General features: G+C 66.4%; 11 protein-coding genes. 4 read left to right on the top strand and 7 right to left on the bottom strand.

The window, feature by feature from the left end:
- Positions 1 to 64 precede the first annotated feature (64 nt).
- Entirely contained in the window at positions 65 to 2,353 is a 2,289-nt protein-coding gene (gene uvrC / locus EPN59_RS17220) for an excinuclease ABC subunit UvrC (protein ID WP_293046486.1), read from the bottom strand.
- Positions 2,354 to 2,548: 195 nt separating this feature from the next.
- Between uvrC and earP the strand changes: the two genes are divergently transcribed.
- From earP to EPN59_RS17240, 4 genes are all read left to right on the top strand, one after another.
- Complete coding sequence (gene earP / locus EPN59_RS17225) at positions 2,549 to 3,745, top strand: elongation factor P maturation arginine rhamnosyltransferase EarP (protein WP_293038540.1); 1,197 nt, start codon at positions 2,549 to 2,551, stop codon at positions 3,743 to 3,745.
- A gap of 257 nt (positions 3,746 to 4,002) precedes the next feature.
- Positions 4,003 to 4,560: an elongation factor P gene (gene efp, locus EPN59_RS17230; protein ID WP_293038538.1), complete on the top strand. Its 558-nt coding sequence runs from the start codon at positions 4,003 to 4,005 to the stop codon at positions 4,558 to 4,560.
- A gap of 431 nt (positions 4,561 to 4,991) precedes the next feature.
- Entirely contained in the window at positions 4,992 to 6,374 is a 1,383-nt protein-coding gene (locus EPN59_RS17235; protein ID WP_293038536.1) for a sigma-54 dependent transcriptional regulator, read from the top strand.
- A 51-nt stretch (positions 6,375 to 6,425) separates the two neighbouring features.
- Entirely contained in the window at positions 6,426 to 6,668 is a 243-nt protein-coding gene (locus EPN59_RS17240; RefSeq protein ID WP_293038534.1) for a helix-hairpin-helix domain-containing protein, read from the top strand.
- Positions 6,669 to 6,716: 48 nt separating this feature from the next.
- Here EPN59_RS17240 and nagZ read toward each other — a convergent pair whose 3' ends face one another.
- The 6 genes from nagZ to rnc all read right to left on the bottom strand — a co-directional run bounded on the left by nagZ (position 6,717) and on the right by rnc (position 12,081).
- Entirely contained in the window at positions 6,717 to 7,757 is a 1,041-nt protein-coding gene (nagZ, locus tag EPN59_RS17245) for a beta-N-acetylhexosaminidase (RefSeq protein WP_293038532.1), read from the bottom strand.
- Positions 7,758 to 7,795: 38 nt separating this feature from the next.
- On the bottom strand, positions 7,796 to 8,203 hold the full coding sequence (gene acpS, locus EPN59_RS17250) for a holo-ACP synthase (RefSeq protein WP_293038529.1): 408 nt from the start codon (positions 8,201 to 8,203) through the stop codon (positions 7,796 to 7,798).
- 84 nt (positions 8,204 to 8,287) lie between these two features.
- Positions 8,288 to 9,052 (bottom strand): pyridoxine 5'-phosphate synthase, encoded by a 765-nt coding sequence (gene pdxJ, locus EPN59_RS17255; RefSeq protein WP_293038527.1) that lies wholly within the window; start codon positions 9,050 to 9,052, stop codon positions 8,288 to 8,290.
- On the bottom strand, positions 9,049 to 10,008 hold the full coding sequence (recO, locus tag EPN59_RS17260) for a DNA repair protein RecO (RefSeq protein WP_293038524.1): 960 nt from the start codon (positions 10,006 to 10,008) through the stop codon (positions 9,049 to 9,051). Before recO ends, pdxJ begins: the two co-directional genes overlap by 4 nt.
- Before the next feature lie 4 nt (positions 10,009 to 10,012).
- Entirely contained in the window at positions 10,013 to 10,918 is a 906-nt protein-coding gene (gene era, locus EPN59_RS17265; RefSeq protein ID WP_293038522.1) for a GTPase Era, read from the bottom strand.
- A 62-nt stretch (positions 10,919 to 10,980) separates the two neighbouring features.
- Complete coding sequence (rnc, locus tag EPN59_RS17270) at positions 10,981 to 12,081, bottom strand: ribonuclease III (protein ID WP_293038519.1); 1,101 nt, start codon at positions 12,079 to 12,081, stop codon at positions 10,981 to 10,983.
- Positions 12,082 to 12,185 lie beyond the last annotated feature (104 nt).

The raw sequence follows: 12,185 nt of genomic DNA on the forward strand, positions 1-12,185 counted from the left end.
GTGCCGTGTCGCAGCACCTGCCACAAGCGACCGTGAGGACGCGCGAAAAGCGCGCGTCCCGGCCTCAGTGAAGCTGCTGGTAGATCTGCTCGGCAAGCGCGCGCGAAATACCCTCGACGCTCGCCAGATCCTCGACGCTCGCCGCCATCACGCCGCGCAGCCCGCCAAAGCGGGCGAGCAGGCGCTGGCGGCGCTTCGCGCCCACGCCTTCGAGCTCCTCGAGGCGCGACGTCTGACGCGTCTTGCCGCGCTTCGCGCGCATGCCGGTGATGGCGAAACGGTGCGCTTCGTCGCGGATCTGCGCGACGAGCATCAGCGCCGCGCTCTCCTTGCCGAGTTCGAGCGGAGCGCGGCCGTCGGCGAACACGAGCGTTTCCAGGCCGACCTTGCGGCCCTCGCCCTTCGCGACGCCCACCAGCATCGCCGGATCGAGGCCCAGTTCGGTGAACACCTGACGCGCGACTTCCACCTGCCCCTTGCCGCCGTCGATCAGCACGATATTCGGCAGCGTGGCGCCCGCCGCGGCGGGCTCCGCGCGCCCCGCGCCCGTCGTGGGATTGGCAGGATCGGTGGAATCAGCGCCCGGCAGCGACTGCGCCTCGCCGCCCAAGTTGCTCTCGTTGCTCGCTGCCTGCGCAACCATCTTTTCGTAGCGGCGCGTGAGAACCTGGCGCATCGCCGCGTAATCGTCTCCCGGCGTGATGTCCGTGATGTTGTAGCGGCGGTACTCGCTCGACTGCATCTTGTGATGGTGATAGACCACGCACGATGCCTGCGTCGCCTCGCCCATCGTGTGGCTGATGTCGAAGCATTCGATGCGCAGATGCGCGAGATCGTCGAGTTCCAGCCCGAGCAGTTGCGCAAGCGTGCGCGTGCGCGCCTGCTGCGAGCCCTGTTCGGAGAGCAGCCGCGCGAGCGCGAGCCGCGCGTTCTGCTCGGCCATGGCGAGCCACGCCCGCTTCTGTCCCTGCGGCTGGCGCAGCAGCGCAATCTTGTGACCGGCCTGCCCGGCGAGCACGTCGATCAGTTCGCGGTTCGCCGGAGGATGGCTGACCACGAGCACCGGCGGCACGCGATGGCCGAAGTAATGCTGCGCGATAAAGGCATCGAGCACTTCCGATTCGATGCCGGTCTCGCCCTTCCTGCGGCCACCCGTGGATGGTGCGGCGTCGGCATCTTCTTCGCCTTCGTTGCCGCCCGTGCTGTCAACCTCAGCCGTGGCAGCATCGGCTCCAGCCGGTTCCGGCTCCGGCGGCAGATCCGCCGCAATCGCGAGCGGATCGGCATCGGCGCGGGCGGCGGCGGCATCGTCGGCTTCGGCATCTTGCGCATCGCTGCCCGTTTCCGCTGCGGCCGACAAGCCCGCTGCCGCTTCGAGCGCCCGGCGCGCGAGCGACGGCAACGCGGTCAACGCCGAAGCGGCCAGCACCGCTTCGCTGTCGACCTCCTCGGCCATCCCGCCCTCCTCGTCCGTCAACGCCCGTTCGACGTGCGCGGGGAAATACGCCTTGTCGCCGAGATGCCGCCCGCCGCGCACCATCGCGAGATTCACGCAGACGCGCCCGCCGAGCGCCACGACCGCCAGGATATCGACGTCGCTCTCGCTGCCGGTCTCGATCGCCTGCTGATGCAGCACCGTCGCAAGCGAGCTCATCTGGTTGCGTACGGCCGCCGCCTGCTCGAACTTGAGTTCGGCCGCGAACGCGTGCATTTTCGTTTCGAGTTCCTTCATCACCTCGGTCTGCCGCCCGAGCAGGAAGCGCGAAGCATTGCTCACGTCGCGCGCGTAATCCTCCTCGCTGATCGCGCCGACGCACGGCGCCGTGCAGCGCGCGATCTGATGCAGCAGGCACGGCCGCGTGCGGTTGTTGAACACCGAATCCTCGCAGGTGCGCAACTGAAACACGCGCTGCAGGATCTGGATGCTCTCGCGCACCGCCGAAGCGCTCGGAAAGGGCCCGAAGTACTGGTTGTTGCGGTCGACGGCGCCACGGTAATACGCCATGCGCGGGAATTTGTGGCCCGTGAGCTTGAGGAACGGATACGACTTGTCGTCGCGAAACAGGATGTTGTAGCGCGGCGCAAGCGCCTTGATGAGGTTGTTTTCGAGCAGCAGCGCTTCGGCCTCGGAGCGCGTGACCGTGGTCTCGATCCGCACGATGCGCGTCACCATCATCGCAATGCGCGGCGAAAGCTGGGTCCGCGTGAAATAGCTCGACACGCGCCTTTTCAGGTCGCGCGCCTTGCCGACGTAGAGCACCGCGCCTTGCGCGTCGTAGTAGCGATAAACGCCGGGCAGATGCGGAAGCTGTGCCAGCGTCGGCTTCGGGTCGAAAACGTCGGAATCTGTCATGCAGTATCGGGAGTCTCGGGGACAGGCCGCGTCGTCCGTCGCGACGCGCTCAGGCCCGTTCGTGCAGCTAACGGGTGTGTCCCACGGTGTCTTAGAATTGTCAGTTTAGATCATTCCGTGCCGGGCCGAACCGGCCGCCACGGACAGCGCGCACGCGCGCCACCCTTCGACTCGACACCACCCGCGCCCCACGCCATGACCGACGCGCCCCAGAACGCCCCATCCGCCCCATCCGCCGCTCCCTCGGATATCGCCTGCGACATCTTCTGCTCCGTGATCGACAATTTCGGCGATATTGGCGTGTGCTGGCGGCTCGCACGCCAGCTCGCGCACGAACACGGCTGGCAGGTCCGCGTGTTCGTCGACGATCTGCATGCGTTCGCGAAGCTCTGCCCGGCGCTCGACATCGCACGCGCGACGCAGACCGTCGAGGGCGTCGTCGTCGAGCACTGGCACGAGCGCGCGCACGCAGGCGACACGCTGCAGATCGCCGATGTCGTGATCGAGGCGTTCGCGTGCGAACTGCCGCCCGTCTACGTGATGGCGATGGCGCGACGCGAGCAGCGCCCGGTGTGGCTCAATCTGGAGTACCTGAGCGCCGAGGACTGGGTGGCCGATTTCCATCTGCGGCCCTCGCCGCATCCGCGCTATCCGCTCGTCAAGCACTTCTTCTTTCCGGGCCTGCAACCCGGCACGGGCGGCGTGCTCAAGGAGCGCGACCTGGATGCCGCGCGCGCATCCTTCGAGCGATCGGCGAAAGCGCGCGCCGCGTGGTGGAAACGCGTGACCGGCGGCAAGCCGCCCGCGCAAGACGCAACCGTCATCTCGCTCTTCGCCTACGAAAACGCGGCGCTGGACAGCCTGCTCGCACAGTGGCGCGACAGTGTGACGCAGATCGTGCTGCTCGTGCCGCAAGGCCGGATCTCGGGCGCGGTCGCACGCTTTTTCGGTCTTCCCGCGTTCGACGCCGGCGCACACGCCACGCTTGGCGCATTGCATGCGCACGGCCTCGCGTTCACGGAGCAGCGTGGCTACGACCCGCTACTGTGGGCGAGCGACCTCAACTTCGTGCGCGGCGAGGATTCGTTCGTGCGCGCGCAGTGGGCCGCGAGGCCGTTCGTCTGGCACATCTACCCGCAGGCCGACGACGCCCATCTGCCGAAGCTCGATGCCGCCCTCGATCATTACGCCCAACCGCTGAGCGCCGCGGCACGCGCTGCGCTCGAACGCTTGTGGCACGTGTGGAATGGCCGAGGCACGCCCGACTGGGCGGACTTCGCGCCGCATCTGCCGGAATTCACGGCCCGCGCGGCGTCGTGGGCGGGCGAACTCGCACGCGCGGGCGACCTCGCCGGAAATCTCGCCGAATTCGCAAAAACTCAGTTAAAATAAGCGGTTATCCGACGGCAGCCGTCTCAAGCGACGCACAGCAAGCGACGCACAGCAAGCGATACGCCGCAAGCGACCGCAAGCGCTTCACGGTAGTGATTCACTGCGACGGCCCGACAAGATAGCGAGAACCCGGTTCGGGGCCCGGCAGCAGAAGTAACATGCATCGCGCCCTGATTCGGGATTGCGCCATCCGAACCCGCTTGCGACGTTTGCCGTCGAGCACACTCGAAGCTATTTAATCTGGACAGGACTGTTTTATGAAGACCGCACAGGAACTCCGCGTCGGCAACGTCGTGATGATTGGTAACGACGCCATGGTCGTGCAAAAGGCCGAATACAACAAATCGGGCCGCAACTCCGCCGTCGTGAAGATGAAGTTCAAGAATCTGCTGACCGGCGCCGGTATGGAAACCGTGTACAAGGCGGACGACAAGTTCGAAGTCGTCGTGCTGGACCGCAAGGAAGTGACGTACTCGTACTTCGCCGACCCGATGTACGTGTTCATGGACACCGACTACAACCAGTTCGAAGTCGAAGGCGAGATGATGGGCGACGCCCTGAACTACCTCCAGGACGGCATGGGCTGCGAAGTCGTGTTCTACAACGAGAAGGCCATCTCGGTCGAACTGCCGACCACGCTGGTTCGCGAGATCATCTACACGGAACCGGCTGTCAAGGGCGATACGTCGTCGGGCAAGGTCATGAAGCAGGCCAAGCTGAACACCGGCTTCGAGCTGCAAGTGCCGCTCTTCTGCAATATCGGCGACAAGATCGAAATCGATACGCGCACGAACGAATACCGCAGCCGCGCCTGAGCGTGCCGCACGCCTGCTGCGCCGATGCGCGACGGGTGGATTCGGAGAAAAAGCGTCCCCCGGGGCGCTTTTTCTTTTTTTCGCGAGCGTGTATGTTTGTCGGTGGCACAGGAAATCCTTACCTGATTTTTCCGCGCGCAATTATTGCGTGGCCCAATCCGCGCGAGGCGCGGCCCGCGGCACGGTTTCTGCTGCTCCGTGAGAAAGCATCGCAACCGGGTTGTCCCAGCAAGCCACTGCGCCTGCCGCCGGCCAGCGCATCGGCGCGCGGCAGGCACGCCGCCGCCATACTTGAGGACCAGATCTGAATTGACTGCTCCGTCTCTGCCCGCTGAATCCAGTCGTACCGCTTCGCGCTCAGCGCGGCGCGGCGCATCCGGACTGCGCCACGCGATCAAGCACCTCCAATCCTCCGTCACGCCGCACTCGCCATGCCACACGCACTGATTGTCGAAGACGATCCCAACAGCCTGTCCGGCCTGTCCGCGATACTGGCCGCCGACGGCTTTTCAGTCGATACCGCCGCCACGCTCGCCGATGCGCGCGCTGCGCTGACGCGCGTCATCCCCGATGTCGTGCTCGTCGACCTGAACCTGCCGGACGGCCGCGGACTCGATCTGCTGCAGCACCTGCCCACCCAGCCGCCCGGCGGCGCGCTGCCGGTAATCGTCATGACCGGCAACGCCACCATCGAAAGCGCGATCGAGGGCCTGCGCCACGGCATCTGGGACTATCTGCTCAAGCCGGTCAACATCCCGCGCCTGCGCAGCCTGCTCGCACGCATCCCGCGCCCGTACGAACTCACCGAAGAGGTCCGCACGCTACGCACCGCGCTGCGCCAGATGGGCCGCTTCGGCCCGATGCTCGGCCGCAGCAGCGCGATCCAGCACGTCTACGACTCGATCGAACGGCTTGCACCCACGGAATCCGCGATGCTGATCCATGGCGAAGCCGGCACCGGCAAGGAAATGGCCGCACGTACGCTGCATCAACTGAGCCGGCGCCGCAAGGGGCCGTTCATCGTGCACGACGCGCGTGCAGCTAGTGCCGACGCCGCGAGCGGCCGCCCGCTCGCGAGCCTGCTGTTCGGCCACGAGCGCGGCGCGTTCGGCGGCGCGGACCAGCGCGAGCCGGGCCTCGTCGATCAGGCTTGCGGCGGCACGCTCTTCATCGACGAAATCACGGACCTGCCGCGCAGCGAGCAGGAAGCGCTGCTGCGCGCACTCGATTCGCAGACCTTCATCCGAGTAGGCGGCAGCAGCGAAGTCGGCACGGACTTCCGGCTCATTGCGGCGACGCGCGCCGTTCCGCGCGAAGCCGTCGCGCGCGGTGTGCTCGACGAGGAACTTTGGCTGCGCCTCGACTCGGCGGCGCTCACGCTGCCGCCGCTGCGCGAACGCGGCGACGACGCCGCGCTGCTCGCCGCGGCATGGATCGACGAACTCAACCAGGAAGCGCATGCGCACGGCAACGGCAGCGCGCGGCTCATCGCGCCTTCGTTCGTTCGCGAATGCCTCGCCTACGACTGGCCCGGCAACGTGCGCGAATTGCATGAGCGCGTGCGGCAAGCGTACGAAGCGTCGGGCGAGGTGCTGGAAACACTGCAGGCGGAGGAAGGCAGCGGCGGGAATGCGCATGACATGCGCACGGGCCGCGTGCAGGTCACGGTAGGCACACCGCTTGCCGACGTCGAAGAAATGCTGATTCGCGCGACGCTCGACGCCGTGGGCGGCACGCGCCATCGCGCAGCATCGCTGCTTGGGATCAGTCCGAAAACGCTTTACAACAAGCTGCAGCGGATGCGGCTGAACTGAGCGCAACGCACCGTGGTACCGTCGCGCTTCGAACCAGGCGCGGAGCCCGTTATGCCCTTTCCTCTCGACGAACGTAAAGCGCTGCTCGACGTGAAGGGCGTCGGCCCGACAGTGATTGCCAGGCTAGAGCAAATGGGTTTCGAATCGCTGGCGCATTTGAGCCGGGCCAGTGCACTGGATATCGTCGCCAGGGCATCGGCAATGCTCGGAGCCGCCTGCTGGAAGAACAGCCCGCAAGCACGCGCGGCGATTCAGGGGGCCATTACGCTCGCCCAATCCCGCCATCCCAGGTAAAAGGAGAACGGCCAATCTCTTCACCTGGGAGGAATGTCCCGCGTCACCTCACGGCATCACGCTGCGCAGCAGCGCCTGCGCGGCGAGATAGCCCGGATCCGCCACGAGCTTGTCCCAGCGCAGCGCCTTGCCGCGTCCGTGCAGGCGGCGAATGCGCTTTGCCGACTCGCGCGCGGCTTGCGTCGGCGCCGCGACACGCAGCGCGTCCAGCACTTTCTCGGCCTCGTCCGGCTGGTTGCAGATCAGGACCATGTCGCAGCCCGCTTCGAGCGCAGCACGCGCACCTTCGGTCAGCGTGCCGCCCTGACGCGCGGCTTCCATCGAAAGATCGTCGCTGAAGATCGCGCCCGTGAATCGCAGCCGGCCGCGCAGAATTTCCTGCACCCAGATGCGCGAAAAACCCGCGGGCTTCGTATCGACCTTCGGATAGATCACGTGTCCAGGCATGGCCGCCGCGAGCGAGAGGCCGAGCCAGTCGTACGGCATGGCATCCTCGCCGAGAATCGCTTCGAGCGGCCGTTCGTCGACCGGCACCGCCACGTGCGAGTCCGCGTGCGCCCAGCCATGCCCCGGGAAATGCTTGCCGCAGTTCGCCATGCCCGCGAGCGCAAGACCGTGGTTCAGGCTCTTCGCGAGCAGCGTGACCACGCGCGGGTCGCGATGGAACGCGCGGTCGCCGATCACCGACGACTGGCCGTAGCCGAGATCGAGCACGGGCGTGAATGACAGGTCGATGCCGCACGCACGCAACTCGCTCGCGAGGATGTAGCCGATGGCCGTCGCAAGCTTCGTCGCCAGCAGCACGTCCTTGTCCCACAGCTCGCCCAGACGCCCCATCGCGGGCAGCACCGTGAAACCATCGGTGCGAAAGCGCTGCACGCGGCCGCCTTCGTGATCGACGGCGATCAGCAGATCGTCGCGCACGGCGCGGATCGCGTCGGTCAGCGCGACGAGCTGCGCGCGGTTCTCGTAGTGGCGCGCGAACAGGATCACGCCGCCCGTCATCGGGTGCGCAAGGCGGCGCACGTCATCGTCGGTCAGCGTCTGGCCAACCACGTCGAGCATCACCTGCCCGGGAATTGTCTTCATCGATTTGTCTTGTGTGGTGGGCGCTGCACGGTGGGCCATCACCGGATGGGCCCGTCGGTTTCGGCAATCACGAACGAGACTGCGTAGTCGCGTTCGTCGCTGATCGTCACGCGCATCGTGATGCCGCGCTCGTCGAGCCATTGCGCGAGCGGGCCCGACGCGACCATGATCGGCTTGCCGCTCGGCTCGTTGAGGGTCTGTACGGCGCGCCAGGTCATCGGCATATGCATGCCGAGTCCGATCGCCTTCGAGAACGCCTCTTTCGCCGAGAATCGTGTCGCCAGGTAGGCGAGCCCGCGCGCGGCCGAGCGTGCGCGGCGTGCTTCGTAGACCGCCAGTTCGTCCGGGCCGAGCACGCGCGTCGCGAAGCGCCCTTCGGTGCGCTCCATGACTGCCGCGACGCGGCTCACCTGGATGAGATCGGTGCCGATGCCGTAGATGGCCATATGCTCCTCGTGTACTTGCAGCCGCAGCGGCCGCCAAGGCTCACGCGCGGCGCGCAGGTGAGCGCCACGGCTCGCTGCGACGAATTAAGCGCGTGCGCCGAGGCGCGCCGCGACCATGATCGCCTTCATCTCGCGGACCGCATTCTCCCAGCCCGCGAAAATTGCATGCGCAACGATCGCGTGGCCGATGTTCAGCTCGTGAATGCCGTCGATCGCCGCGATCTGCTGCACGTTCGTGTAGTGCAGGCCGTGCCCTGCGTTGACCTTCAGCCCGAGGCTGATGCCGCAGTTCACGCCACGCACGACGCGCTCGTATTCGCGCTCCTGCTCGCCCGCGTCGTGCGCTTCGGCGTAGCGGCCCGTGTGCAGTTCGATCACGCTCGCGCCGCTCTCGTGGGCAGCGCGGATCTGCGTTTCGTCCGGGTCGATGAAGAGCGACACGCGCACACCCGCGTCCGCGAGCTGCCGGCACGCGGCGCTCACGGCCTCGAACTTGCCGGCCACGTCGAGGCCGCCTTCGGTCGTCAGCTCCTGGCGTTTTTCGGGCACGAGGCAGACATCCTGCGGCTTGATCTCGCACGCGATGTCGAGCATCTCGGCCGTCACGGCGCATTCGAGATTCATGCGCGTCCGCAGCAGCGGGCGCAGCGCGCGCACATCGGCGTCGAGGATGTGGCGGCGGTCCTCGCGCAAATGCAGCGTGATGACGTCCGCACCCGCGTCTTCGGCCATGAGCGCCGCGCGGATCGGATCGGGATAGACCGTGCCGCGCGCGTTGCGCAGCGTGGCGACGTGATCGATGTTCACGCCGAGATCGATCACGTGAGGCGAAGTCAGGAAGAAGCTCATAGGTTCTGCAAGTCGATCAGGATCTGGCGCGTCGCGAGCGGCGTGCCGCCAAGGTAAGTGTTCAGCAGGAAACGCATCAGCGCCTTGCTCTGCGCGACGGTCTGTGCACGATGGTAATCGTCCTGCTCCATGTCGAGCAACGTCTGCCCCGAAAGCACGGGCCACTGCGGGGGCCATTCGTCCGATGCTTCGCGCACGCCGCGCTCGGGATCGAACACGTAACGCCCATCGGCCACCACGGCCTTGCGGTTCACCGTGCGGTTCAGCGCGAGCGCATAGCCGGTCTCGCGCAGGAGCACGCGCTCGAACGAGCGCAGCACCTGCACGGGCGGTTCGTCGTGCGCGAGGCGCGTCAGCGTGACGACATAGTGGCGGAACAACTCGGGATGCGAGTCCTCGCGCGCGAGGAATTTCACGACGAGTTCGTTCACGTAGAAGCCGCAGAGCAGCGCATCGCCGGTAAGCGGCAACATGCCGCCGACCCATTCCGCGCCGGTGAGCGTGCGTACTTCGCCCTTGCCGGTCCACGAGAGCGCGAGCGGTTGAAAGGTCTGCAGCACGCCGCGCAGGGCCGAATGCGGGCGCTTCGCGCCCTTCGCCACGAGCGCGATGCGGCCGTGGTCGCGCGACAGCACGTCGATGACGAGGCTGGTTTCGCGATACGGGTAGCTATGCAGCACGAAGGCGGGCTGCTCGGCGATGCGAAAATCGGCGGATGCGCCGCGCGGCGCGCGCGGCAACGCTGCGCGGCGGGCGGGCTGGGCGGCTTCGCCTTCACCGGCTGGCGCGGAGGAAGACTGCGCCCGCGTGCGCTTGCGGCGCGGCGCGGCGGATGTGGACCGCGCGGGCGACGAAAGTGACGAAAGTGACGAGAGCGAATCGTCGTCCGCGGGCTCGAGTGACGTGGAGGCGTCGTGAGTGGTTACGGCTTCGCCGTCACTCGTATCCTCATTCATACCCTCATTCGTACCCATAGGCACGCAGCCCGGCTTCGTTGTCCGCCCAGCCGCTCTTCACCTTCACGAAGGTTTCCAGATAAACCGGGCCGTCGAACAGCTTTTCCATGTCGAGCCGCGCGTCGGTACTGATCTGCTTGAGCTTCGCGCCCTTCTGGCCGATCACCATCGCCTTCTGGGTGTCGCGCTCGACGAGAATCGTCGCGAAGATGCGGCGCAGGCGCCCTTCCTGCTCGAACTTGTCGATGATCACGGTGCTCGTGTACGGCAGTTCGTCGCCGGTCCAGCGGAACACCTTTTCGCGCAGGATTTCGCTGGCGAGGAAGCGTTCGCTGCGGTCGGTCAGGTCGTCCTCGCCGTAGATCGGCTCGCCTTCGGGCAGATACGGCTTGAGCGTGGCGAGCAGGTGCTTGATGTCGTCGGCATTCTTCGCCGATAGCGGCACGATCTCGCGGAACTCGCGCAGCTTCTGCACCTCTTCGATGAACGGATAAAGCGTTGCCTTGTCGGTCACGCGGTCGATCTTGTTGGCGATGAGCAGCGTCGGCGCGTTCGGCGGAATCAGGTCGAGCACCTTCTGGTCGTCGGGCCCGAGCCTGCCCGCCTCGATCACGAAGAGCACGGCATCGACCGAGCTCAGCGTCGAGGTGACCGCGCGGTTCAGCGAGCGGTTCAGCGCCGTGCTGTGGCGAGTCTGGAAGCCGGGCGTGTCGACGAAGACGTACTGCGCGTCGTCGATCGTGTTGATGCCCGTGATGCGATGGCGCGTGGTCTGCGCCTTGCGCGACGTGATGCTGATCTTCTGCCCGACGAGGGCGTTCATCAGCGTCGATTTGCCGACGTTGGGCCGGCCGACGATCGCGACCATGCCGCAGCGAAAACCGGCAGGAGTGGAAGTGGGAGCGTTCATGATCGGACCGGGGAAGAAAACGTTGGGTGCAGCGCGTGCGCGGAGTGCGCACGGCTTTTGGATCAGTGGCTGGCGTCGGCCGCGCGCGCGGGCAGCGCGGCGGGGGTGCCCGCTTCGGCAGCGGGATCGGCCTTCGCAGCGGACGTGCGGTGCAGCGTATGACCGGTCGTTGCGCTGGCCTCCGGTGTGCCGGACTTGTCGGCAGACTTCTCGCGCGCCTGAGCGGATTGAGCACCTTCGGCCTTCTCTTTCTCCGCAAGACGTTCCTGCACATGCGCCGCGCGAATCACGGCGAGCGGCGCACCTTGCGACGGCGGCGGCACGCGGTCACCGGCCTCGGCCGGCAGCGGCTGGCGCGCAGCGCGCTCACGGCGCTCCGGCGCACGCAGATCCAGTGCGCCCTGCACGCCCGTCACGCCGGGTACGACATCGAGTTCAGCCTTGGCAGCCCGCGCGCCTTTCGAGCGGCGCGGCTTCCCCACAACCGCGGGCGCAGCCGCCATCACTTCGTCGAGCGCCTTCTTCGCGGCAGCCTGCTCGGCTGCTCGCCGGCTCGCGCCCGAGCCGGACACCTTCACGTCGAGCTTGGGCACCGTGCACTCGACCTCGAACTGCTGATTGTGCGCCGCACCATGCGTCGCGACGACCGTATATGTGGGCAGCGCGATCTTGTGGCCCTGCAGATATTCCTGCAGCAGCGTCTTCGAATCCTTGCCGAGCGTGCGCGGATCGATGTGATCGAGGATCGGGATGTAGAGGCGCTTGATGACCGTCTGGGCGGCGTCGAAGCCCGCGTCGAGGAAAATGGCGCCGAAGATCGCTTCGAGCGCGTCCGCGAGGATCGACGGGCGGCGGAAGCCGCCGCTGCGCAGTTCGCCTTCGCCGAGCCGCAGGCCGTCCGCAATATTGAGTGCCTGAGCGATTTCGTAGAGCGACTGCTGTTTGACGAGATTTGCCCGCACGCGCGAGAGATCGCCTTCGTCGAGCTTGCCAAAACGTTGGAACAATAGGGCGGCCACCGCGCAATTCAGAACCGAATCGCCGAGAAATTCGAGGCGTTCGTTATGCGTGGCACTGTGACTGCGGTGGGTCAAAGCCTGGCGCAGTAATTCCGCATTGCGAAATTCGTAGCGCAGTCGGCTTTCCAACGGAGATTGGGGCATGGGCAGAGTATAACGCGCCGGCACGGCCCGGCGAAAACGCCGGGTGGTCGGTGAAAAAGCGTGGTCGAGCGGAGTTACCGCGGGTTCTTCAAGTAGCGTGCGAA

This window comes from Paraburkholderia sp. (genome assembly GCF_004298475.1).
GTDB classification, from domain to species: domain Bacteria; phylum Pseudomonadota; class Gammaproteobacteria; order Burkholderiales; family Burkholderiaceae; genus Paraburkholderia; species Paraburkholderia denitrificans.